The 22,292-nt window shown below is 66.7% G+C and carries 21 protein-coding genes and 1 pseudogene; 9 read left to right on the top strand and 13 right to left on the bottom strand.

All coding sequences use genetic code 11. The annotated features are described in order from the left end of the window. Positions 1–6: 6 nt before the first annotated feature. The 10 genes from SCAB_RS10175 to SCAB_RS10130 form a co-directional block, all read right to left on the bottom strand. Positions 7–1,008 carry a glycosyltransferase gene (locus SCAB_RS10175; protein WP_012999984.1) on the bottom strand — a complete coding sequence of 334 codons (1,002 nt, stop codon included), beginning with the start codon at positions 1,006–1,008 and terminating at the stop codon, positions 7–9. Further along, the gene (locus SCAB_RS10170; RefSeq protein ID WP_012999983.1) at positions 1,005–1,904 is read right to left on the bottom strand and encodes a glycosyltransferase family 2 protein; all 900 of its coding nucleotides are present in this window, start codon (positions 1,902–1,904) and stop codon (positions 1,005–1,007) included. The genes SCAB_RS10175 and SCAB_RS10170 overlap by 4 nt, the downstream gene beginning before the upstream one ends. Next, entirely contained in the window at positions 1,901–2,656 is a 756-nt protein-coding gene (locus tag SCAB_RS43715) for an HAD family hydrolase (RefSeq protein ID WP_148274190.1), read from the bottom strand. Before SCAB_RS43715 ends, SCAB_RS10170 begins: the two co-directional genes overlap by 4 nt. Then, entirely contained in the window at positions 2,653–3,675 is a 1,023-nt protein-coding gene (locus SCAB_RS10160) for an NAD-dependent epimerase/dehydratase family protein (protein ID WP_012999981.1), read from the bottom strand. Before SCAB_RS10160 ends, SCAB_RS43715 begins: the two co-directional genes overlap by 4 nt. Positions 3,676–3,788: 113 nt before the next feature. Continuing rightward, positions 3,789–5,021 carry a polysaccharide pyruvyl transferase family protein gene (locus SCAB_RS10155; protein WP_078580090.1) on the bottom strand — a complete coding sequence of 411 codons (1,233 nt, stop codon included), beginning with the start codon at positions 5,019–5,021 and terminating at the stop codon, positions 3,789–3,791. Then, positions 5,018–6,073 carry a glycosyltransferase gene (locus SCAB_RS10150; RefSeq protein WP_012999979.1) on the bottom strand — a complete coding sequence of 352 codons (1,056 nt, stop codon included), beginning with the start codon at positions 6,071–6,073 and terminating at the stop codon, positions 5,018–5,020. The genes SCAB_RS10155 and SCAB_RS10150 overlap by 4 nt, the downstream gene beginning before the upstream one ends. Then, a complete protein-coding gene (locus SCAB_RS10145; RefSeq protein ID WP_231884934.1) occupies positions 6,070–7,113 on the bottom strand; it encodes a glycosyltransferase family 2 protein in 1,044 nt (347 codons plus the stop codon). The genes SCAB_RS10150 and SCAB_RS10145 overlap by 4 nt, the downstream gene beginning before the upstream one ends. Next, a complete protein-coding gene (locus SCAB_RS10140; protein WP_012999977.1) occupies positions 7,110–7,802 on the bottom strand; it encodes a phytanoyl-CoA dioxygenase family protein in 693 nt (230 codons plus the stop codon). The genes SCAB_RS10145 and SCAB_RS10140 overlap by 4 nt, the downstream gene beginning before the upstream one ends. A gap of 17 nt (positions 7,803–7,819) precedes the next feature. Beyond that, positions 7,820–8,824, bottom strand: a complete 1,005-nt coding sequence (locus SCAB_RS10135) for an NAD-dependent epimerase/dehydratase family protein (protein ID WP_046773411.1) — start codon at positions 8,822–8,824, stop codon at positions 7,820–7,822. A 976-nt stretch (positions 8,825–9,800) separates the two neighbouring features. Continuing rightward, complete coding sequence (locus tag SCAB_RS10130; RefSeq protein WP_012999973.1) at positions 9,801–10,466, bottom strand: YdcF family protein; 666 nt, start codon at positions 10,464–10,466, stop codon at positions 9,801–9,803. Positions 10,467–10,683: 217 nt separating this feature from the next. On the opposite strand from SCAB_RS10130, the gene SCAB_RS10125 reads away from it, so the two are divergent. The 7 genes from SCAB_RS10125 (at position 10,684) to SCAB_RS10105 (ending at position 16,458) form a co-directional block, all read left to right on the top strand. Next, positions 10,684–11,886 (top strand): helix-turn-helix domain-containing protein, encoded by a 1,203-nt coding sequence (locus tag SCAB_RS10125; protein ID WP_173402855.1) that lies wholly within the window; start codon positions 10,684–10,686, stop codon positions 11,884–11,886. 117 nt (positions 11,887–12,003) lie between these two features. Further along, complete coding sequence (locus tag SCAB_RS44640) at positions 12,004–12,453, top strand: ATP-binding protein (protein WP_078580305.1); 450 nt, start codon at positions 12,004–12,006, stop codon at positions 12,451–12,453. Beyond that, positions 12,443–13,003: a helix-turn-helix domain-containing protein gene (locus tag SCAB_RS49005; protein WP_078580088.1), complete on the top strand. Its 561-nt coding sequence runs from the start codon at positions 12,443–12,445 to the stop codon at positions 13,001–13,003. Before SCAB_RS44640 ends, SCAB_RS49005 begins: the two co-directional genes overlap by 11 nt. Positions 13,004–13,470: 467 nt before the next feature. Further along, on the top strand, positions 13,471–13,659 hold the full coding sequence (locus tag SCAB_RS10120) for a hypothetical protein (RefSeq protein ID WP_012999971.1): 189 nt from the start codon (positions 13,471–13,473) through the stop codon (positions 13,657–13,659). An 8-nt stretch (positions 13,660–13,667) separates the two neighbouring features. Next, on the top strand, positions 13,668–14,858 hold the full coding sequence (locus SCAB_RS10115; protein WP_012999970.1) for a JmjC domain-containing protein: 1,191 nt from the start codon (positions 13,668–13,670) through the stop codon (positions 14,856–14,858). Further along, positions 14,792–15,625 carry an aldo/keto reductase gene (locus SCAB_RS10110; RefSeq protein WP_078580087.1) on the top strand — a complete coding sequence of 278 codons (834 nt, stop codon included), beginning with the start codon at positions 14,792–14,794 and terminating at the stop codon, positions 15,623–15,625. Before SCAB_RS10115 ends, SCAB_RS10110 begins: the two co-directional genes overlap by 67 nt. Then, the gene (locus tag SCAB_RS10105) at positions 15,625–16,458 is read left to right on the top strand and encodes a protein kinase family protein (RefSeq protein ID WP_012999968.1); all 834 of its coding nucleotides are present in this window, start codon (positions 15,625–15,627) and stop codon (positions 16,456–16,458) included. The genes SCAB_RS10110 and SCAB_RS10105 overlap by 1 nt, the downstream gene beginning before the upstream one ends. Positions 16,459–16,462: 4 nt before the next feature. On the opposite strand, the gene gltX is transcribed toward SCAB_RS10105, so the two are convergent. Together gltX and SCAB_RS49000 are read right to left on the bottom strand one after the other, a co-directional pair. Beyond that, entirely contained in the window at positions 16,463–17,734 is a 1,272-nt protein-coding gene (gene gltX, locus SCAB_RS10100; RefSeq protein WP_012999967.1) for a glutamate--tRNA ligase, read from the bottom strand. Further along, positions 17,734–17,849 (bottom strand): annotated as a pseudogene (locus tag SCAB_RS49000) (glutamate--tRNA ligase family protein); the annotation flags it as partial. The gene gltX and the pseudogene SCAB_RS49000, both read right to left, overlap by 1 nt. A 450-nt stretch (positions 17,850–18,299) precedes the next feature. On the opposite strand from SCAB_RS49000, the gene SCAB_RS10095 reads away from it, so the two are divergent. Together SCAB_RS10095 and SCAB_RS10090 are read left to right on the top strand one after the other, a co-directional pair. Beyond that, entirely contained in the window at positions 18,300–19,532 is a 1,233-nt protein-coding gene (locus SCAB_RS10095) for a helix-turn-helix domain-containing protein (protein WP_012999966.1), read from the top strand. A 5-nt stretch (positions 19,533–19,537) separates the two neighbouring features. Continuing rightward, entirely contained in the window at positions 19,538–20,092 is a 555-nt protein-coding gene (locus tag SCAB_RS10090) for a flavoprotein (protein WP_012999965.1), read from the top strand. Positions 20,093–21,475: 1,383 nt separating this feature from the next. Here SCAB_RS10090 and SCAB_RS49380 read toward each other — a convergent pair. Further along, on the bottom strand, positions 21,476–21,985 hold the full coding sequence (locus SCAB_RS49380) for an ATP-binding protein (protein WP_078580086.1): 510 nt from the start codon (positions 21,983–21,985) through the stop codon (positions 21,476–21,478). Positions 21,986–22,292 lie beyond the last annotated feature (307 nt).

Genomic DNA, 22,292 nt, shown 5'->3' with positions numbered 1-22,292 from the left:
CCGAGGTCACGTCCAGACCTCGCCGCTGACCGCTCTCTTGTAGACCGCCAGGTACTGGCGGGCGATGGTGTGGTGGCCCCATCGGTCCACCGCTGTTTCGCGCACGACCTGGGCTGTGGGAAGCGACGCAAGCACTCCCTTCGCGTCGTCGGGTGTGATCTCCCGTCCGATCGGCAGCACCGTACCGACGCCGGGGACGATCTCCGGCAGGCATCCGTTGTCTGTGGCGATCACGGGGGTGCCGCTGGCGGCGGCCTCCGAGACCACGGAGGCGCCGGGCTCGATCCATTGTCCGCCGAACGGTCCTCCCCACGGCTGGGACAGCACGAGTTGCGCTCGGGCGCGTGCGATCAGTCGGGTACGGGCGCTGCCGCCGACCTCGCCCACGTAGCGGACGGTATGCGGGAAGTCGGCCAGCAGCGCGTCCAGGTAGTCCTTCTCCCAGGCCGGTCCGGCGACCGTCAGCGGCACGCCGGCGGCGTGCGCGAACGCCGCTGCCTCGCGCACGCCCTTGTGCGCGGAGACCCGGCCGAGGAAGAGGAGATAGTCGTCCTTCGCCTCCTGGAACTGACAGCGTGCGGGGTTGACCGGTAGCCGGATCACCGGGGCGGAGACGGACCCTGCGGCAGTGCGTTGTGCGCGGGAGAGGTAGATGCCGTTGGTCTGGAGCTCCGGCACACCGTTGAGGTGATGTGTGCTCACCGTTGGCCTGGGGGTATCGGCCGGCAGTGCGGCGGTGTTCGAATGGTCGTGGACGATGTCCGGGCCGAAGGCTTCGACGGCGGCGTGGATCTCGGCCGTCTCCACTGCGTCGGAGACCGTGATGCCGTCCTGGACCGGGCTTCCTGGAGCTCCGAGGAGGAGGATCTCGCACCCGGCCTCCAGCAGTCCGTCCATGAGCGTGGCGACGACCCACTGGATGCCGCCGTAGCCCTGGGGCGGCACGGTGATCCACTGGCTGGGGTCGGCACCGTACCGGTACGGCGGGATGACCATGGCTACCTTCATCGGTCGCTCCTGGTTTCGGCGTCGGCGGCGCTGGTACGGCTCCGTGTGACGGCCTCCCGGCACACTCCGAGAAGAACGCTGGCGGTGTAGGGCAGGGCGAGGGCGGCACGCACCGGACGGGCGCCGTTCCCCGAGCGGTTGCGGTGCCATTCCTTGGCGATGCCTCGCCGCGCGTCGTTACGCCGTGCTTCGCTGCGGCCCTGCCAGAAGGCGCGGCGCAGCAGGTAGGACAGGGTCAGCCGGTGGGCGGGGATCAGGTGTTGCACCTCGGCGTCGTGCAGGATCGTCGCGGTGGCACCGCGCGCGGTCATCTCCCGTACGAAGGTGGTGTCCTCGGCCGAGATGAGGGAGCCGCCGATCCGGCCGAGGCGCTCGTCGAAGCCGACTCCCAGCAAGCGGGCGTGCTCGACGTCGATGGCGAAACTGCCGCCCCAGATCGACGCCGGCTGGGCCGGCGCGTGGGAGCCGAGGTAATGCAGCTGTCCCGAGGTGAGGAACCACGGGCGGCGGCGCCCTTGAAGGTGGGCGGTGATCCTCGTCCCGGTGACGTGCGCGCCGGCGGTCAGGGCCTCGCGTATCCGGGTCAGTGCCTCGGCGGTGGGGACGATGTCGTCGTCGAGGAAGACGACGTGCTGCGTCGTGGCCTCCTTCATGGCCTTGTTGCGGCTGTGGGCGAGCCCCTGGTTCCCCTCGTTACAGATGACGCGTATGCGGGACGGAGGCGACGAGGCGCCTGTGGGCAGCGTGGGCAGGTGCCGGGCGGGCATGTCCGCGATGACCAGGAGGCGGTCCCTGGGGCCCATGGCCGCGGCCGTGCGGGTGACAGCTGCCGGCAGGCTGTCGGGGCGGTTGCTGCAGATGACGATGGTGAGAGGTAAGTCGGCGCCGAGGGTCATGGGCGCACCTCCTGGCGGGGGCGTGGGCTGCGCTCTTCGTGGCTGATGGTCCGCAGCACATCGGCCAGGTCTCCGAGGGAGCCGATGGCCCAGTGCCTCGTGCTTCCCTCGGTTGTGTGGACGCGTTGGATCTTCAGCTCCCGGTATGCGGTCACGATCTCGGGAGCGACCCCAGCAGGCGCGCTCCATCCGCTGCCGACGTGGACGATCACTGCCGAGCAGCCGAGAGCGAGTGCCGGAGCTGCGTCGTGGTCGGGCCGGTCGCCGATGACCGTGGTGTGTTCGGGCTTCCAGCTCAGCCGGTCCATGGCCCACTTGAAGAGGCGGGGGTCGGGTTTGGCGTAGCCGACGAGGGAGTCGAGCGCGACGAGTTGGACTTGCTGCTCGATTCCGAGGGTGTGCAGGGCGGCGAGGCATTCCGGGGGCTGGTTGGCGACGATGCACACCTCGTACTCCTCGGCGAGGTGGCTGAGGGCGTTGACGGCTCCGGGAACGGGCTGGACCAACGAGGGCCATCGCTCGCGGACACCCTGCCAACTCTTCGTGCCGTTGGGCGGGAACAGGCTGGGCGGGGGTGATCCGGGCGCGCGGCCCTGGTAGAAGTCGCGCACGGCCTGGAGGAAGGCGTCCATGGTGAAGGTGGGATCGTCCGCGCGCGTGAGCTCCCAGACGCCCTGGAGCCAGGCGAGGTCGAAGGGCTCGTCGTAGTAGAGGACGCCGCCGACGTCGACGGCCAGGGTGCGGCGCGTCATGACGTCGCCGCCCGTCCGGCGGCCCAGGTGAACCACTCGGGCTTGTCCGCGGTGTCGTTCTCGATGCTGAGGGAGGTCGCGGGTTCCACGGGGCCGTGTTCACGGGCCCAGGCCGCGGTGCGCCGCAGACCTTCGGCGAGCGGGGTGTCGGCCCAGTCGCCGAGCGTCTTACGGGCGAGGCTGTTGTCGGTGTACGCGGCGTGGACCTCGTCGCGGGCCGCCAGGTGCTTGATCGGGTGGTCGGGCACGCCCATGGCGGTGCGCACGGCGTGCGCCATTTCCAGCACGGTGCTGGTGTGCGACGAGCCGACGTTGAAAACCTGGCCCCAGGCGGCCGGCTGGTCGGCCGCGGCGAGGAAGGTGCCGACGATGTCCGGGGCGTAGGTGAAGGCGCGGATCTGGCTGCCATCCCCGTACACGCTGATCGGCTCGTCGCGCATGATCTGGTTGAGGAAGATGGCGACGGCGTTGCGGTACGGGTCGCCCATGTTCTGCCGCTCGCCGTAGACGTTGTGCATGCGCAGGGCGAAGTACGGCAGGCCCTGCATCTGCATGGTGACGGCGAGTTCGCGCTCCACGGCGAGCTTCGCGTTGCCATAGCTGTCGGCGGGGACGGGCCGCTCGTCCTCGCGCATGGGGACGTGTCCGTGGCCGTACACGGCGACCGACGAGGCGAAGCCGAAGAACCTGACCTTGGCGGCCAGCGAGGCGTTGATCAGGTTGATGCTGCCGAGCAGGTTGACGGAGTAGTTGTGGTGCTTGACGGCGTGGCTGATGCCTTCGGCGGCGAAGGCCGCCAGGTGGTAGACACCGTCGAAGCGGTACGAGGCGAAGAGTTCGGCGACCGTGGCCTGGTCGGCGACCGAGCCGACGACGAGGGTCGCGCCGACGGGCACGTTCTCGGTCTTGCCGCCGTCGAGGTTGTCCAGGACGACGACGTCGTCGCCGCGCTCGATCAAGGACGCGGCAAGGTGGGACCCGATGAAGCCGGCGCCGCCGGTCACCAGATGTGTGGGCATGGCGTGTCTCCTTTGGCGTGAGTGGGTCCCGCCGCGGCCCTGGACTGGGCCGCAGCGGGTCGTGCGCGATGCGATGCGGTGCGGGCAGGCGGACCGCCTGTGCGACTGGTGGTTCAGGCGCCGAGGAGCTTGTTGATCTGAGCAAAGTCGCTGCGGGCGCGGTCCGTGATCAGCGGGAGCCGCTGACGCAGGGTGGTGCGCAGCGCGGTCGCGTCGGTGTCGGTGACGAGCCGGTCGATGACCGTGGTGTCCTGGGCGAAAGCACGGACGTCCGCGTGGATGCCGGCAACGTCGACCGTGCCGCCGTAGGTTTCGGCGAGCACCCCGTTGAACTTGTGCGAGTGGCCGATCGCGATCGCCGGGGCGCCGCCGGACAGTGCGCCGATCGCGGCATGCAGGCGCTCGGAGATCACGAGCTCGGCCTGTGACAGCACGCCCTTGTAGTCGGAGGCCGTCAGCGCGCCGGGCAGCGCCATGACCTCGGGCACGTTGGCGGCTTCGGCGATACGGGCGGCGAGGATCCGGTCGTCGTTGTGCGGCCGGGAGTCGTGGCAGTGCGGCACGAGGACGACCGGCATCTTCCGGGTGCGGACGAGGGAGGTGGCGAGTCGCGTCAGCGCTGCCAGGTGCTGGGGTTCCTCCAGGGCGCTGAAGCGGGTGATGCCCTGGCTGGGGGCGAGGCAGAGGTAGGGGTCTTCGGGGGTGAGCCCTAGAGGTCTGAGCACGGCCGCTGTTCGCTCGCTGGCGGATGTCGGCAGCAGGAAGGCGGGGTCGGAGGACAGTCGCACTCGGTGTTCGGGAAGGCCGAGCTTGCCCACGAGGTAGTCGAGGGAGACGCTCTCCCGGACGGCGAGGAGATCGCACCGGTTGGCGACCGTGAGCCATGCCTCGGTATCGGCCGGGTCGTTGAAGGGGCCGACGGACTGGCCGATCATGACCGTCGGGATGTCCCGCTGTTGGGCGGCGGTGAGGGCGCGGAGGTACGGCGTGGAGACCCCGTAGTCCGAGGTGTGCAGGTCGCCCCCGGTGGCGATGACCAGATCGGCTTGGGCAAGGAGCTGTTCACGGCGTTCGGCCAGTTCGGCGGGGCTCTCCTGGGGGCGCATCTGCTGCCAGGACCGGGAGACGACGAACGGGTCGGCCACGCAACGGGCGCCGGCGGGGGCGAGGGCTTCCGCGTCGAGCACCGGGGTCTGGGTGAGGACGGTGACGTTGTCGCCTCCCCCGGGGCCTTCGGTGTTCAGCTGCTCGATGATGGAGCGGGCCAGGGCCTCGACGCCGCGACTCTCACAGCTGGTGATGCCGGTGATCAGGACGTTGGACACAGCAGACCTCTCAGGGATCATCGGGTGAACCGGATGAGTTCCGCCAGAACCGCGCGGTAGTTGAAGCGTTCGTGTACTCGGCGCTGGATGGTCGCCAGCCGCTCGCGGTACCGGATCGGCTCACGGAGCATCCGGGCGAGGCTGTCGGCTGGATCGTCGTCGAGCAGGAAGAGCTCCACGTCGTCGCCGTAGAGCGCGGACAGGTAGCCCAGGTCCGGCGAGAGCGCGGGGATGCTGCCCGAGGCGAGGGTTTCGAACATGCGGGGGGTCAGTAGCTCCATCCGCGCGAGCAGCGGACGGGCCAGCACCGGCGTGATCGCCGCCTGGGACATGGTGGAGACCACGTGCCCGAACGGAACGGGTGGCGCCACCTCGACACCGTGATCCCGCATCCAGCCGGACACGTTGGCGGTGGCGGTCAGGTGGTCGGGGTGCGGAGCGCCGGTCCACCAGCGTCCGCACACGCGGATGCGTCGCATCGGCGGCTGGGCGGCGGCTGCGGCCCGGATAAGGCTGGTCATCTCGCTCCAGCGCCACCAGTTCGCGCCGACGTACTGCAGCTCGTACGGCAGTGCCCGCGGGTGCGGGAGGTCGCTGGCGAGCGGGTGGATGTCCGGCATTCCGAAGTAGCTGAAGAACTCGGCCCCGTCAGGGAGGCGTTCGTTCAAGCGCGGCTGCAGGATCAGATCGCTGAGGTCGGCATACAGCTTGTGCCAGGACTCGATGGTGTCCGCACCCGCGTTGTCGTCCACGCCGGCGGTGACGTACAGGCCCCAGTGACCGTCGGGATCCACGATGATGCGCCGCTGCCGCGGCACGGCCTCGCAGAGTTCACGCTGCTGGGTCGAAAGGAACTGCCTGCTCTCGAAGACGAGGACCAGGTGGGTGGCCCAACTGATGTCGTCCACGAGCGGCAGGTGGCCGTTCACCGTGCCGTCCAAGCGCGACAGTTGGCTCGAGACGCCGACCTCGCATCCGGATGCCGAGGCAACCCGGGCGTACTCGGCGATCATGTGGCTGGAGCCCGCGTTCCAGTGGAAGACGCCGGCGAACAGAATCCGGGGTTTGATCACCGCTCGCTCCTTGCCCGCAGTCGCACACGACCGTCCGTCTGCAGAGCGAGTCGGCGGTGTGCACGTCGCCGGGCCCGGATCAGAGTTGCGCGGCGCACGAGCCAGCACACGGCTCTCGCGGTTTCCCAGGTCCCACGCCACCAGGTGGTCACCCCGCCCACGCCACGTCCGCGCAGATCGTCCCTCAGCCACCGGGACGCCAGGCTCAGCATGGGCAGCGGGCGCCAGTCGATGTCGGTGAGGAGGTAGTAGTAGCGGTTGCGGCGCATCTGGACGCGCCGATAGCTGCTGCCAGCCGTTCCCCCACCGCCGAAGTGCTGTATGCCGACGTCGAGCAGGAGCGCGACGCGCCATCCGGCCCAGCGGGAGCGGCGGCACAGGTCGGTCTCCTCGTAGTACGTGTGGAAGACCTCGTCGAGGAGTCCGACGGTGCGCAGCAGCGCGGCACGTACGAAGAAGGCGGAGCCCTGGACGTACGCGTGCTCCAGGGTGTTCGGGGCCCGGCCTTCGGGTGGGCTGGCCGGCGAGGGGTGGTTCGGCCAGTCGCCGGCGAAGGCGTGCTGCTCGCCCCAGCGCAGAGCGGACTTCGACCAGTCGTTGTACGCGCCCAAAGCGGTGCTGCCCGACTCGTCGTACTCGTACTGCATGGGGCCGACCACGCCGTAGTCGGTCCAGGTCTCCATGAACTCGGCCAGGTCGCGCACCAGCGACTTCGGGGTCTGGGTGTCCGGGTTGACGAGGAAGACGTAGTCGGCGCCGTCGGCGAGGGCCGCCCGCATGCCGATGTTGTTGGCGCGGGCGAAGCCGACGTTGCTCTCGTTCTGGATGACCCGCACCTCGGGAAAACGGTCCTTGACGAAGGCCGTGCTGCCGTCGTAGGAGTCGTTGTCCACGTACCAGACCGTCAGGTCGATCCCGGGGACGTCGCTGTCCAGGAGCGTGGCGAAGCAAGGCTCCAGCCAACGGGACTCGTTGGTGCCCACCGTGATGGTGGCCACCCGCACCCTGGCACTCTCGCCAGTGGGGTTGGGGATGGTCACGACAGCTCCAGCTCAGCGGGGGCGAACTCGACGACGATGCTGCGGCGGATCCTCGGGGAGGTGTTGCGGCGCGAGGCGTGGGCGATACGTACGTCGTGTACAGCGATGTCACCGGCCGAGAGCGGGAGGGCGCGGACCGGACCCCGCGCCCGGAGCGCCTCGGCCTCTTCCGCGTCGGACGCCAGGTGGGAGCCAGGAACGAACTCAAGGCATCCGTTGCCCACGTCGGAGTCGTCGAGGAAGACGCTGAGGTTGCACACGGTGTGCGGAGGAACATTGGTCCGGTCACGATGCCAAGGCACGGAGGCGGCCACTCCCGGCAGCTTGACGATCATGGCGCAGGCGGTGGCGCGTACGGGCCCGCCGAGGATGGCGACGGCCATCGGGTGCAGCGGGCCGTCGTCGGTGTAGAGGTGTGTTGCCGCCGGGGAGCCCTGATCCTCCAGGTTGTGGATGCGGTAGAGAACGGGCGCGCCCGTGCCCGCGGGGGTGAAGTGCCAGTAGTCGTCCGAGCGGAACCCGTCCTGGGTGAAGCGCCGGATCAGGGCATCAGACTCCGTGCGGAGGGCTTCGAGGGACTCTCCCGCGATCTTCTGGGATAAGACCGCGTAGCCGTCCGCACGGAAGTCCTGGAGGAACCCGTCGCCGAGCTGCTGCCTGTGCGACAGGGCCTCGGCGGACTCCGTCATTCGTGGTGCGTGTCGCGTCATCGTTCCCTCACTGCGGTGTCGTTGAGCTGCGCGGCGAACCAGTCGATGGTGGTGCTCAGGCCCTTGCGGGGATCGGTCTCCGGCTTCCAGCCGAACTGCTCCCAGGCGAGGGTGATGTCGGGTCTGCGGCGCTCCGGGTCGTCGACCGGGCGGTCGACGAACTCGACGGGCGCGGCGGAGCCAGTCAGTTCACGCACCAGGTGCGCGAGTTCCAAGACCGTGGTCTCGGTGGGATTGCCCAGGTTGACGGGGCCGGGGTGGCTGCCTGCGGCGACGGCGAGGATGCCCCGGACCGTGTCGCCGACGTAGCACAGGGACCGCGTCTGCGAGCCGTCGCCGGTGACGGTCAGTGACTCGCCAGCCAGCGCCTGGCGGATGAACGTCGGTACCGCTCGCCCGTCCTCCGCGCGCATCCGCGGCCCGAACGTGTTGAAGATCCGCACGATCGCGGTGTCGACACCGTGCTCGGTGCGGTAGGCGGTGGTCGCCGCCTCCGCGAACCTCTTCGCCTCGTCGTACACGCTGCGCGGCCCCACCGGGTTGACGTTGCCCCAGTAGGACTCCCGCTGAGGGTGCTCCAGTGGGTCGCCGTACACCTCAGAGGTGGAGGCGAGTATGAAACGGGCCTTCTTGCGCCGGGCGAGTTCCAGCGTGTTGAGCGTTCCCAGCGAACCGACACGGAGGGTCTCGATCGGCAGGCGCATGTAGTCCTGTGGGGAGGCCGGAGAAGCGAGGTGCAGCACTAGGTCAACAGCACCCGGTATCGAGAGCGGATCGGTGACGTCGTGCACTAGCAACTGGAAATGGCCATCCGTCTGCCGATGCACGACGTTGTCCGCTGTGCCCGTAAGAAGGTTGTCGACGCATACCACGTCGACACCGCTGTCGAGCAGCACATCGCACAGGTGGGAGGCGACGAATCCGCAACCTCCGGTGACGACGGCGCGGCGGAAAGACGCTCGGCCCGCTAACGGAGCCAGCCTCCTTGTGGAGGTACTCATAACACCTCTTTCTCGCAATTCGGACGGAACTTGGCGTGGCTGCGCCCGCTCAGGGTGTGATCAGGGTGTGGCGGTCCCAGCAGGGTTCGGCCTGGGGCTGCTCTTCGCGAATGAGTCGGGGGCCGTGCTGATGAGTCCCTGGTCGACTTTGTCCACTCGAGGAACGGTGTCCAGCCACTCTTGGGCGAGCTCTGCGACCGGAATCCGTTCCGGCCGATCTCCACCTATTCGTCGTGCGACATCCTCGGCCGGTTGCCAGCTGGCCCATCTACCTGGACGACACAATCCTCGTCAGCCGACCAGACACCGAACTTCACGGCACGGATGCCACATAGCCGCAGGGGGGTTGACGATCAGTTCGGTTGTGACCATGACTGTGCCGGCGATGACGCCCAGGCTCAGCCCGTTTGCGAATCGGGCGTACACAAGGTGGCAGGCTGCCCGGTCGGCAGCAACGCTCAGATGTGGGACTGCTGTGCAATGCGGGCGTCTGTGTGGACTGCCCGGTGGTGATCATCAAGGTCATCGTTTGGCTCTCGCCAACCGTGGTCCCCTGGCCCAGCACGGTGTCACCTCCGTCGGAGGCCGCCGAGGGATGCGGAGCGTGCTCGATCTGCCCGCACTCCACGATGGGCGGCGAGTTGCGCCCTCGTTCGGGGGCGCTTATGAGAGTGCCGTCCGCGTCCCGCCGTACTAGTACGGGTTCCGGACGCATTCCGTAAGACTGGTGACTGCGGCGGCGAGCCGCACATTTCACGAGTGATATCACTGGAGTGATGCAGGTGATCCAGTCAATTTGAGATGCAACGGCGACCGCGTGCACGGACCGGCGCTGCGGGCAAAGTGTGCGCGCCTGAGCGCCAGCCCGCTTTCTGATCGTTTCCCGAGCGATGTCTCACGGCCGCTGGATCGCCTGAGCGATACAACCGACGTGATACGCGAAGCTCGCCACATCTCAGGCTGGCTGGACCGGTGCTCAGGTCCGTTCCGCCTCTTCCGGCACGAGTCGACTTGTGAAGCCCTCGCTACGCAACCGTTCGAAAGCCGCCGCTACCTCGTCAGGGATCTCTTGCTCAATCATGAACCCTTGCTGTGGGTACACCATGAGCCGCTGCTGGGCCCCCACCAGCATGTCGATGACGAGGTGCGCGTCCTGGATTGAATCGACGTACTCGGGGAGCGTCATAGGCGTGGAGGCGCTCACCCACTCGACATCCGGCCAGAGCTTTCGCGCTGTTGCGTAGGCCCGTCGCTCCTCGTAGGGCTTGCTGACCAGTAGGACCGACGAGACGGGAACGCGCTGTTCTTCGAGCAGGGCGCGGGAGAGGCGGATGTTCTCGCCTGTGTTCCTGGCCTTCGGCTCGACGATGATGGCGCTCGCAGGAACGCCCAGCTCAACTGCGCGGTCTCGGTAGTGTTCGGCTTCACCGCGGGGCATCCGCTCACGTGTCGTACGGCTGGTCGCTCCGGTGAAGACAATGAGCGGCGCCATGCCACGGTGGTACAAGTCTGCGGTGGTGTCGGCCACCCCCAGGTCATGGCTGCCGAGTCCGATCGCCACGGAGCAAGGGCGCAGCTCGTGGCCCATCTGCTGGAAGTCCCACAGCCGCCGAGCATCCGCCCATGCCTGCGTTGAGATCACTTGCTCTCGCCCTCCATGTTCGCCAACGACTGCGACCCGCCGTTGAAAACGTACAGCCCCGTCTCCCGGCATCACACAGAGATCAGCCCCACCCCCGATGGGCACCAGCCTACGTTCTGGATCACAGACGTCTTCAGGCGATGGCTCTCCTGTCCTAGGCGCTCACACTGTGTGACACTCGATCGAGAAGGGTGAGGGGAGCGCGCCAATGCGGGGCATGACCGACCATCTTCCGTTCGGCAAGCGAGTCCGGTTCTACCGGAAACGCCGGGGCCTGAGCCAACGGCAGCTCGGCGATCTTCTGGGACGCTCTGAGGACTGGGTGTACCGCGTGGAGTCCGAACGCATACCGGTGAACAACGTGAAGATGCTCGCAGACCTGGCGCACGCTCTGCGAGTGCACGTTGAGGATCTTCAAGGCACGCCAACGCTCTTGGACGACCACGGGCCGCACACGGCCAGCATTCCGGCGATTCGAATGGCACTCATGCAGTCACGAAGACTGGCGGGCTCGCTGTACGACGACCGTGAAACCGTGCGCCTCGAACGTCTCTCCTTCGCTGTTGAGGAAGCCTGGCGGCTCTACCAGAATTGCCACTTCGCGCGACTTGGAGCGTGCCTGCCTGGGCTACTGGCGGATGCGCGGATGGCAACGCATGCGCGCACTACTGGCACCGAACACGCGGAGACACTCCGGCTGTTCGCACTGGCCTGCCACGTGGCAGCGGTGCTTCTGCGCAAGTTGGGCGAGACGAACCTGGCTTGGACTGCTGTAGACCAAGGCGACATGGCTGCCGCAGAGTGCGGGGACCCTGCCACAATGCTCGCACTTCGCCGCGGTGTCGCACATGTTCAACTCGGCGCTGGCATGCCGGCAGAGGCCGTGAGCGTCACACTGGACGCGGCCGACGACCTCGAACACGGTTGGTGGCGCTCCACGCCGGCCTCTCTCTCGCTGTACGGGACCCTGTTCCTGAATGGCTCCGTCGCAGCCGCTCGGATGAGGAACCGTGCGCTGGCAGATCACATGATGGGGAAAGCCGACGAGGCAGCGCGCCTCCTTGGAGGTGACTCCAACGAGATGTGGACGTCCTTCGGCCCCAGCAACGTAGAGATCCACCGGCTGGCGCTCGCCCTGGAATTCGAGGACATCCAACTGGCCGTGGATGTAGCACCCAGTGTCAGAGCGGCAGGACTACCCATAGAACGACGGGGACGGGCGCGACTGGATGTTGCCCGCGCGTACGCCGAGGCAGGACGGACCGATGAGGCGATAGACCATCTCAAGCGCGCCTACTGGACAGCTCCCGAGCAGATCAAGGCCCACGAGTTTGCCCGGGACCTAGCGCGTCGTCTCCACAAGCGTTCCCGCCGCCGGGATGTCCAAGACCTGGCGGTGCGGCTAGGCGCCATCAAGTAGAGCCTCCTGTAAGGCGGTGCAAGGTCAGACCCGGAAGAATTTTCCGGGTCTGCCTCCCCATCGGCTTCTACGGTCGTTGCGACCAAGCCACGTGTACGGGGAGGCATCGGAGTGCCCATGACCTACCGGCCGGACGATGGCGTCGGATCCGACGGCAGTGGCGACGCGGTGGTGCTCCGCTGGAGTCGCCATCCACGCTGCGTTGGTCTTGCGCGTCGTGAACTCCGCAAGGCGCTCGGCGAATGGGGTCTCTCAAGCATCGAAGACCCAGCAGTCATCGTGCTCTCGGAGATCTTGACTAATGCGATACAGCATGGCCATCTGCGGCAAATCAGCGAGATCGAGACTCGGTATCTGCGAATCGGAAGTGGCCTACGGATCGAGGTGCATGATGGGATCCATGAATTTCGGCAGCTGATCACGGAAGCCTCGGGTACCGTTCGAGATCTCAAGCAGAGGCTCATAGGCGCGTTGGCCGACCGGTGGAACGAATCTATGGGCCCTGGCGTATCGACATGGGTAGAGTTCGACTGCCCTTCACGGACCGGTGCGACCGATGTCGACTGACGCTCGCGATGGCTATCCGATCGCCTTAGCAGTCGACGAGGGCTCCCAGGAAATTCGGACGCCATTAGGCGCAGCGACGGTTGGGACACGAGCCCGGCAGGGCGGAATTTCGCCCTCGTCAAGAACTGACGCCGTTGGGCGTGAACGTCGGTGTCGATGGTGTCGACACCCCCTGAGTCGATATAACAGTGAACCGTACTGCAGTGCTTGCTCGCGCCATGTACCTACCGCCCCTTCGTCGCCGCCCCGCGTGGCGCCAGAAGTTTGGAAGCGGGAAGACGTCCGGGAAGCTCTCTACGCCCGAGATTTTGGTCGAGTCTGTCACCTTGTGCGAATTGGAAGCTCTCTACGACAGAGTGATATGGCTGAGCTTACGGGCCTGAGTCAAGCTTTCCTATCCATGCTGGAGTCAGGGGTGCGAAGACTTACCAACATCGACAAGATCGTCGAACTGCTTGACGGTCTTGAGGTGCCAGTCGAACTAACCGGCCCCATGCTCCGATTGCAGAGACCACTCGATGGGTGTGGCAAGGTGAGCGGGAATTTGTGAGGCGAGAGTCTCTCTGAAAATCCTCCGCCTGCAATATCTGCCGACGCCCACCCCCGAAGGGGATTTTGGATGTCCATTCCCTCTGCATTCGTACGCTATGCATTTCCTGATCCACCGCGATGCGCGACAGGTGACCTGGATTACCCGGGTGATATCACGACTGTGATGTGCGAAGTTGCCCCACCGGAAGCAGGGTTAGGACCAGTGGACGGGCAGCCCACAAGTTCGGGCTGACGTCCATGAGCAGATCAATCCGGCAGCGCAGGCGCCTCAGCGCCGCACAACCGCGACGCACCGCGCCGCCGACAAGCACCGCCCCCTGCACAGCCCGAAACGCCTCGGACACCCGGGGGCGGTTCCTGGCGCGTCAGCGCCAGGTTGCACCACCACTCAGCGGTTGCGTTCCTGCAGCCGCAGGATCCCTGGGTCACTCGCAGGCCGAGCGGCCCCGATGAGAGGAGAGCCGAGTGACCACGACCACGAAGGGCACGAAGGCCAAGGAAAGCGGCGGGACCAGCGTCAGCCTGCTGGTCGCCGTCGAGCAGCTCGCCGTGGCCCACGACCGCAGCGAGGCGGAGCGGTCCGACATCACAAGCTCGCAGAACAGCGCGGGCGATGACGGCGACAACCGCGACCTGAACCTTCCCAAGGAGTAGGAGGCACCATGGAGCACCGGCTCGTCACAGGTATCGAGAAGGCGCTCGGCTGGGGCGGGCCGGGGCCCGTGGGCACCGCGTTCGCTCGCGGGCACCTCGCCGACCCGGACCTGATTACCCGGCTGATGACCCCGAACCGGCTGCTGGAAACCATCCGGCACCGCCACCTTGCCAACCCCCAGCTGCGCTGCTACGCCGAGGGAGACGAGGTACACCCCTCACTCTTCCTGTCCACCAACGTCAACCGGCGCCGGCAGGCCGTCAACCAGGCCGACATGGCGGCCCTCGGCCGCATCCTCAACAGCGGCGGAACCGTGGTCCTGGACCACGTCGACTTCTTCGACCCGACGCTGGAAGTCGCCTGCCGCGCCCTGGGCTGGTGGTCCGGCGAGCTCACCTCCGCCAACGCCTACCTGGCAGTCGGCGACACGGACGGCTTCAACCTGCACTGGGACGACCACGACGTGATCGCCGTCCAGCTCTCCGGCGAGAAGTCCTGGGAGGTTCGAGGCCCCTCCCGGCCCGCGCCCATGTACCGGGACGCCGAACGCAACCTCGCTCCTTCGGAGGAAGTGCTCTGGAGGGGCACCATGCAGGCCGGCGACGTCATGCACATACCCCGGGGCTTCTGGCACACCGCAACGAGGATCGGCTCCGGCGACGACGGTCACTCCCTCCACGTGACCTTCGGCCTCACCAAGCGCACCGGCGTGACCTGGGCCAACTTCCTGTCCGACGCCGCACGCGCGGACGAGGACTTCCGTACGGACCTGGAGCGCAGCGACGGCACCGCCGACGGCGAAGTACTCGCCGCGAAGCTGACCGACCTCGCCCGCGAGTACGACCCCAAGCGATACCTCGCCGAACTACGGGCGAACACTCCGCCCGCTCGGCACATGCCCCACATCCCGGTGTTCGGCCCACTCGAATGCGTAGCTGCCGTCACCGAGTTCGAACCGGTCATCACCCCCTCTGGCGACACGGTCCAGGTGGTCGGCGGCGGCAAGCGCCTCACTTTCCACGGCCGCGCCGAACCCGGCCTCCGCAGCCTCCTGTCTGGGCACCCGGTGCGCCTCACCCACGATGACCAAGACCTCATCGCGCTTGCCGAGCACATGATCCAGGAGGGGCTGTGCGCACCGCTGACCGCAGAATCGCTCTCGGCCTATACCGGACTGGTCACACCCGACACCTTCTAGAGGGCGCACTGGAGCTGGGTGTCACGGACCTCGACACCGCGTTCAACTACCACCACTTTGCCTCGCACCGGACCCTCGCGGCGATCGCCGGCGACCTGCTCCCCGCCTTCACCATCTCCACGAAGGTCGGCTACTTCCCGGAGGGCCACGACTTCGACCCGGCGCGGCTTCGCGCTGCGGTCGAGCAGTCGGCGAGGGAACTCGGACGCGCCCCGGACACAGTGCTCCTGCACAACCCCGAGTCCTCGGTCGAAAGCTTCGCCGACGCGTGCGCCGTGCTCCTGGAGATGCGCGACGCGGGACTTTGCAAGAACTGGGGGTTCTCCACCTGGGACCCCCGGCGTCTCCTCGAAGCCCACTGGGCCATCCCACGTCCGGACGTGGCGATGGTCCGCGCCGGCCTCACGGTATCCGCCGCGGTCCTCAACGCCATCGACGAGCTCGTCGACCGTGCAGAGATCACCGAGCTGTGGGGAATGGCTCCCTTCGCGGGAAATGCGGACGACTCGATATGGCAGACCGTGGACACCTCCACGTTTCTCCTCCCGGGCCAGCAGGGCGGAGCGCTGCAGGCAGGCGTCGCCACAGCGTTTGCGATACCCGAAGTCACCCGTCTCGCGGTCGGTACCTCCGTCGTCGAGCATCTTGCCGAAGTGGTCGATGGCTCGCGACTTGAGGTCAGCACCGAAAGGGTGACGGAGTATCGGGTGCTGCTGCGGGAGAGGGCTACCGTGAGCGCAGGCGCCCTGTCCAGGAAGGACCGATAGTGCAAGCGACCTTGGACGACCTCTCGACCATTGCACTCGATGACGTTCTCGACGACGTCGAGCGGCGGCTCGGACGGCAGCTCAAAAGGGAGGACGGCCACTTCAGCAAGTACAACGGCACCGCCGGCTTCCGAACCGACGAAGCCACGTGGGTTCGGCTCGCCTGGCGGCGCACGGTGGAGATCGACTCCCAGGCTTGGACCGGCTACGAGGCTGCAGCTGCCATCGAAGGCGTGCCTCGTCCCGAATGGTTGGCGGCAGCCGTCTGGACCGACCAGACACGCGGCGTGGTGTGGCGTGCGGATGAGATGACGCTCGTAGAAGACGGGGCCCTCTCTGCTACAGGCGACATCACCGCGGATCCCGGACTGCCCGAGCAGTGGTGGATCGACCTGAGGACCGCGCTGACCAACCTCGCGGAGCACACCACAGACCGCGTGTCCATGGGCCAAGCCCACCTCACTCGGCGAATCCACGAGGTCTACGGGAAGGACATCGACACCACGATCACCGATTGGGCCTGCGCCCACGGAGATCTCGGCTACGCCAACCTTTGCGGCCCCGGTCTGTCGATCATCGACTGGGAGAGCTGGGGCATGGGCCCAGTTGGGTGGGATGCGGCTTGTCTGTGGTCCGCTTCCTTGACAGTGCCGGCGCTCGCAGAACGAGTGCAGGTCCTGTTCTCTGATGTCTTGTCGACTCGCAGCGGCAAGCTGTCCCGCTTGCTACTGTGCGCCAATGTCGAGCGCGCCTTCCGTAGGACCGGAAGGAAAGCACCGCTGACCGACACCATGGCTGAACTCGCCGCCTCAGTGATCCGCGAACTCCAATAGAGCACTAACAGAAACTGGTTTCGCCACGCCGGTTCTGCCTGCCTGTGAGCTTCGCTAGGGTCGCGTCGATCCGGGTCAACGTGCGGTCCTTGCCGAGGACCTCCAGGGACTCGAAGAGGGGCAGGCCAACCGTGCGGCCCGTGACGGCGACGCGCACAGGGGCCTGGGCCTTGCCCAGCTTCAGGCCGTGCTCCTCGCCGGCGGCCAGGGCCGCCTCCTTGAGGGACTCGGGGCTGGTCCAGTCGGCCGTCTCCAGCTTGGCGCGGGCCGTGGTGAGGAGAGCCACCGGGTCGCCCTTCATCGCTTTGTCCCAGGATGCCTCGTCCTCCTCCGGCTCCTTCAGGAACAGGAAGTCGACGTTGGCCGTGATGTCCGACAGGACGGCCACGCGGGTCTGGGCGTGGGGGGGCGATCGCCCCCCACGCGGCCTGGTCGAAGTCCTCGGGCGCCCAGTTGGCGTACGGGGCTCGCATACCTCGACGAACTTGTCCAGCGGCAGGGCGCGGATGTACTCGCCGTTGAAGGCGGTCAGCTTCTTGATGTCGAAGAAGGCTGGCGAGGTGTTCACGTCCTCGACGCGGAACTTCTCCTCCAGCTCCGCGTACGGGCGGAGCTCGATGTCGTCGCCGGGGCCCCAGCCGAGCAGCATGAGGTAGTTGGTCATCGACTCGGGCAGGTAGCCCTCGGCGAGGTAGTCGTCGAGAGCGACCTTGTCCCGGCGTTTGGACAGCTTCTGCCGCTTCTCGTTCACGATCACCGGCAGGTGCGCCCACACCGGGGGCTTCGCGCCGAGCGCCTCCCACAGCAGCTGCTGCTTGTGCGTGTTCGACAGATGCTCGTCACCGCGGATGACCAGAGTGATCCCCTCGTCGAGGTCGTCGACCACGTTGGCGATCAGGAAGACTGGAGAGCCGTCGCCGCGGGAGATGACGAAGTCCTCGATCGCCGAGTTCGGGAACGACGGCTCACCCCGGATCAGGTCTACGACGACCGTCTCGCCCTCGGTGGGCGTGCGGAACCGCAGCGCCCGACCCTCCACGTACTCCAGGCCCCGGTCCCGGCAGAAGCCGTCGTAGCCGAGGTGCTGAGAACCGGTCCGTTCCTGGAGTTGCTCACGGGTGCAGTCGCAGTAGTACGCGCGGCCCTGCGTGTAGAGCTGCTGGGCGGCCTCGCTGTGACGGTCGGCGTTCTGCGACTGGAAGTACGGACCCTCGAAGGCGGATCGGCCTTGGAGATGCCGATGGACGCCAGCGCGTTGATGATGCCGTCGATCCACTGCGGCTTGTTGCGTGCTGCGTCGGTGTCCTCGATCCGCAGGACGAACTTGCCCCCGACTGTCGTGCGACGGCCCAGTTGTAGAGAGCCGACCGGGCCCCGCCAACATGGAACATTCCAGTGGGAGACGGGGCGAAACGCACGCGTGTGGAGGCGTCAGGCATACAGGCAGCCTACCGATTTCCAACGGGCGCTCGGGTCGGCACGGGCGATCACAGTATTCAGCTCTACCGGAGATTTCGCGATGCCTTCTGACTGAAGGCAAGGCGCTGCTGTGCGCAACGAGCTCGCTGGAGACTTCTTCATGATCCGGCGGCTCCGAGACTTCCATGATGTTGTGCCGCCAGCAGGCACTCCCCTCAGGGCCTCGAGCGCGGCAGGGATGGCGGACGTGCAAAGCTCTGGCACCTCCTGGACGCGTGGTGTAGCCGGACAAAGTGTCCGGCCTGTTCTAGGTCCGAGAGCGGATGTTGAAAATGGCCCCGCCGCCCGAATCGCTGCCCTGATCTCGCGGCCTGCTCGGCCGCTACCGTGAATGACGGACCAAAGTTGGGGAGGCAGCGCGCATGCGTGGTCTTGGTGATCACCTCAGCATAGGACAGCGGATCGCGTTCTACCGCGAGCGCCGGGGCTACACGCAGCCGGTCCTCGCCGGCCTCGTCGGGCACAGCACCGATTGGCTGTCGAAGATTGAGCGAGGAGTACGAAAGCCGCCGAGAATCGACAAGCTAGCTGAGCTCGCTCGCGTACTGCGTGTCCCGCTCAGTGACTTGATGGGGCAGCCCGTCCTCTTGGAGGACGAGGAAAAGCACATGGACGACGTGCCGGCAGTCCGCGATGCGCTGATGAGCCCTCGACGGCTCTCCAAGCAGCTGTTCGGTCCCACGGCGGAGCGGCAGTTGCCGAGGCCGGAGCAGGCGCAGGTCTTCGTTGAGCGCAGCTGGGGTGACTACCAGGCTGGCGTTCTTGGCGACGTCATCGCCGCCCTGCCCGGTCTGCTGCGGACTGCCCAGGAGCTGGAAGACCTTCCACCTGGCGATCAGCGGCGACGCGGCCTCGTTGTCTCGGCCCGTACACATCACCTGGCGGCAACCACCCTCGCCAAGGTCGGCGAGTCCGACTTGTCGTGGCTCGCGGCCGAGCGCGCAATGCGGGCCGCCGACGAATCCGAGGACCCGTTGTCGCTCGCTTCCGCCGCCCGCTCCGGTACGCACGCACTGCTGGCCAACGGGCGATACGAGGACGCCCTCGAACTGAGCGATACCGCGGCGGCCTGGCTCGCCGGTCAGGTTGGTGACGACGACCCGGCCGCCTTGAGCCTGCTTGGCATGATTCATCTGCGGGCCGCTGTGGCCGCTGCACGGTACCAGGATCGGCACACCGCCACCTCCCTGTTGGAGAAGGCGAAGCGGCTCGCCAACCAGCTCGGTTCCGACGAGAACTACTGGCAGACGTGTTTCGGTCCGACGAACGTCGAGCTGCACCGCCTGTCGATCGAGCTTGACCTGGAGAACATCCCGTACGTCGTCGAGCATGGCGGTATCGACGTTTCTCACATGCCGGCGGAACGCGCCGTGTCTCATCGCATCGACTATGCCCGCGGCCTCTGCCTCAGGGGGCGCGTCGACGAGTCCTTCAGGGAACTGCGGGAGGCCGAACACACCTCACCCCAGCTCGTGCGGAACAATCCACGTGTACGCGAGACCCTTCGCGACCTGCGGAAGCAGTCCCCGGTCACGGGCGGCAGCCACTCGTCCGAGCTGCTGGCCATGGCCCAACGATGCAGGGCGGTGCAGTGACTTCGATGCAGGGCAAGGTGCTGGGCGTCGTCGGATCGAGCGCCGGCGGGATTGAGGACCTGCGCACCGGGCTCGTGATCCCGGCGCTCGAACGGGGCTGGACAGTTGCGGTCACGCTCACACCGACCGCAGGTCAGTGGCTCCGCGCGAGTGGGGAGACGGCGGAGATCGAGCGGCTGACCGGCCTTCCAGTACGGTCCGAATCGCGCCTGCCGGGTGACTCCCGGCCGCATCCGTCTGTGGACTGCTACGTCGTGGCCCCGGCAAGTGCCAACACTGTCGCCAAGCTCGCCCTGGGAATCTCGGACAACCAGGCGTTGACACAGGTCAACGAAGCCATCGGAACACTGGACCTCCCGGTGATCGTCTGGCCCCGGGTGAACGCCGCGCACGCTCGCCACCCCGCATGGGATGGGCACATGCGAGCCCTTCACGATTCAGGGGTGCGGTTGATCTACGGTGGCGAGGTATGGCCGCTCGCCGAGCCGCGGTCTGGGATGCCGGGGCGCCGGTACCCGTGGGAGGCCGTACTAGACGAGGCCAGCACGGCAGTCTCCTGACATCCCATAAATAACGCCTAGAAATAAGAAGAATTGGACCCGGACAGTCTGTCCGGGCCCTTCGCTCTGACTGGCGCCAGCCTGAGGGCATCACCCGGCTAACGGAGGGACCGGATGCCCGATCAGGGATTGAGCGCGGCGCTCCCCGGCGCAACGACCTGCGGCGACGCATCCAAGAGCTACCCGAACTCACGCACGGATGCTGTGGGTGGCAATGACTACTCAGCTCGATGCTCGTCTGATGCCGCCCCAACGCCATCGGGCACGGAGTGCATCGCCGTGAGCGCCACAAGAAGCACCCCCACGCCAACCAGCCGCACCCGGCTCTGCAGCCTCTGTCGATGCCGCCTGAGTCGGTACAACACGGAAGACATCTGTTCCGGCTGCGCTCGCAGTGGGACAGCCATACAGCCTGCCCGCCCCGTTCCACCCCAGGTATGGGCTCGCCAGGACGTCAGAGATGCCCTGTTACATAAGGACTTCGGCAGGCTGTGCCAACTCGTGCGAGAGTACGGTCACCTCCGTCAGGAGGACATGGCCCTCGTCACGGGGCTGAGCCAGGCTTTCCTGTCGATGCTGGAATCTGGGCAGCGACGCCTCACCAACATCGACCGGATCATCGTGCTCCTGGACGGAATGAACGCACCCGTCGATATCACGGGGCCGATGCTCCGCCCCGTAGCTGCCGCTTCAGGCCCACCTCTGCGGACAGTCTCCTGACGCTCAACTTTAGCTCGTGATCTTGTCGTCAGACTGCGGTGGCGCGTAATCGCATCGCGTGCCGCGGTCGCGTGTTGGCGCGCTGTCCTCATGGATCACGGGTGGGATGGCAGAGTGCGGCAGACGAAAAGCGACACTTCGCGATCTACGATCGACTGTCGGTAACGGCGTGCGCCCGGCCCTCGTTGCGGCCACCCTCTGAGCCGTAGCCTCCTTCGGTCTCCTCTGTAGCGGGAGGGCAAGGCATCATCACGGCATCTGCTGCAACGAACTGGTGCTCGGTATCGAGTTGCCTGATCAGCAGTGATCCCCCAAAAGGGCCGGGCGCCGAACTGCTGCATCTCTTGTACCTGGGTCCCTATGATCCACGATCCGTCGTGTGGATCACCGCAGTCCTTCAGGGCGTCATTGCGTTCCCCTTGGGGTGCGTGCGAGAAGGGTATTTGCGGTTCCACCACGCCTTCACCGCCACTTAACGGCGGCAGCCTCATTCGCGGCCGGTAAGGGGGCCAGTCGGCGGGCATTGGGCCAACGGGCCATTCCTTCATGCACTCGACAGGGTCTCCACACCCCGGAGCGCGAGGCTCCTTCCCAGCTGCTGGCAGCTCTCTCCGCACGCGTGAACCCGGGCTATTTGTCTCCGTCGTCGCAGGGCGGGACAGTTCAGGCCGCTTGATGCTCGATTCGCGCAGGTGCACAGGTCACGGGCACGGATTCCTCTGAAGCGGCATCAACATGTTGTGAGGCGGTTACGGATGTTGTGCCCTCTGAAGAAGGGGGGACTGCCAATTCGAACCACGTTTTCTTCCCCGCCGTACACGGCTGTGATCCCCACTCGGTTGCCAATGCGTCAACGAGGAAGAGACCCCGCCCGCTTTCGTCCATCGCCTCGGCTTGGGAGGGACGCACCAAGTTGTGGTCAACGTCGGTGACTTCCACGCGCAGCCGCTCTCCGGTCCACTGGACGGATACCACGCACGCGGCCTGTGTGTGCGTGACCGAGTTTGCGACTACTTCCCCTGTGAGCAACCGCAAGTCGTTGGTCAGCTCTTCATCCAGGATCAGCCCGAGTCGCTGCGCACGGTGGACGACGCGGTCGCGTGCGGCTGGCACCGCCTCGACCGACGGCGGGACAGTGAACGCGTAGGGCGAATCTCCGAACGGGCGCGGCATGGCTGTGACCTCTCGCAGGGCAGGAGCTATGGCGTTAGCGCGATCTCCGAGAAGTGAATGGATCGCTCGCCGACTTCACTGGGTGCGTCCGCAAGTAACCCAACGAAACCGTCAGCAGCCCAGCAGATGGCGGACGACCACCATGGACTAGAGGCGGTCTGACGTCCTATCTCTAGGGTGATATCACCGCCGCAATGTCATTCGAATCTGAGCTGGCCACGCACTCAGAGCCCAGTGTCGAACCCTTCGCTCACTCGTCGATCGCGCGCTCCTGTGCAACAGTCGCACTGCCGCGACTTCGCTGGTG

The sequence above is a fragment of the Streptomyces scabiei 87.22 genome (assembly GCF_000091305.1).
Taxonomy (GTDB): Bacteria; Actinomycetota; Actinomycetes; order Streptomycetales; family Streptomycetaceae; genus Streptomyces; species Streptomyces scabiei.
Note: the sequence above shows the minus strand (reverse complement) of the source record. Positions and strands in the feature narration are given on the sequence as shown.

Excerpts from the sequence above, each read along its gene's own strand:
- SCAB_RS10175 (WP_012999984.1), bottom strand. The coding sequence starts at position 1,008 with ATGAAGGTAGCCATGGTCATCCCGCCGTACCGGTACGGTGCCGACCCC.
- SCAB_RS10170 (WP_012999983.1), bottom strand. The coding sequence starts at position 1,904 with ATGACCCTCGGCGCCGACTTACCTCTCACCATCGTCATCTGCAGCAAC.
- SCAB_RS43715 (WP_148274190.1), bottom strand. The coding sequence starts at position 2,656 with ATGACGCGCCGCACCCTGGCCGTCGACGTCGGCGGCGTCCTCTACTAC.
- SCAB_RS10160 (WP_012999981.1), bottom strand. The coding sequence starts at position 3,675 with ATGCCCACACATCTGGTGACCGGCGGCGCCGGCTTCATCGGGTCCCAC.
- SCAB_RS10155 (WP_078580090.1), bottom strand. The coding sequence starts at position 5,021 with ATGATCCCTGAGAGGTCTGCTGTGTCCAACGTCCTGATCACCGGCATC.
- SCAB_RS10140 (WP_012999977.1), bottom strand. The coding sequence starts at position 7,802 with ATGACGGAGTCCGCCGAGGCCCTGTCGCACAGGCAGCAGCTCGGCGAC.
- SCAB_RS10135 (WP_046773411.1), bottom strand. The coding sequence starts at position 8,824 with ATGAGTACCTCCACAAGGAGGCTGGCTCCGTTAGCGGGCCGAGCGTCT.
- SCAB_RS10125 (WP_173402855.1), top strand. The coding sequence starts at position 10,684 with ATGACCGACCATCTTCCGTTCGGCAAGCGAGTCCGGTTCTACCGGAAA.
- SCAB_RS44640 (WP_078580305.1), top strand. The coding sequence starts at position 12,004 with ATGACCTACCGGCCGGACGATGGCGTCGGATCCGACGGCAGTGGCGAC.
- SCAB_RS49005 (WP_078580088.1), top strand. The coding sequence starts at position 12,443 with ATGTCGACTGACGCTCGCGATGGCTATCCGATCGCCTTAGCAGTCGAC.
- SCAB_RS10115 (WP_012999970.1), top strand. The coding sequence starts at position 13,668 with ATGGAGCACCGGCTCGTCACAGGTATCGAGAAGGCGCTCGGCTGGGGC.
- SCAB_RS10095 (WP_012999966.1), top strand. The coding sequence starts at position 18,300 with ATGCGTGGTCTTGGTGATCACCTCAGCATAGGACAGCGGATCGCGTTC.
- SCAB_RS10090 (WP_012999965.1), top strand. The coding sequence starts at position 19,538 with ATGCAGGGCAAGGTGCTGGGCGTCGTCGGATCGAGCGCCGGCGGGATT.
- SCAB_RS49380 (WP_078580086.1), bottom strand. The coding sequence starts at position 21,985 with ATGCCGCGCCCGTTCGGAGATTCGCCCTACGCGTTCACTGTCCCGCCG.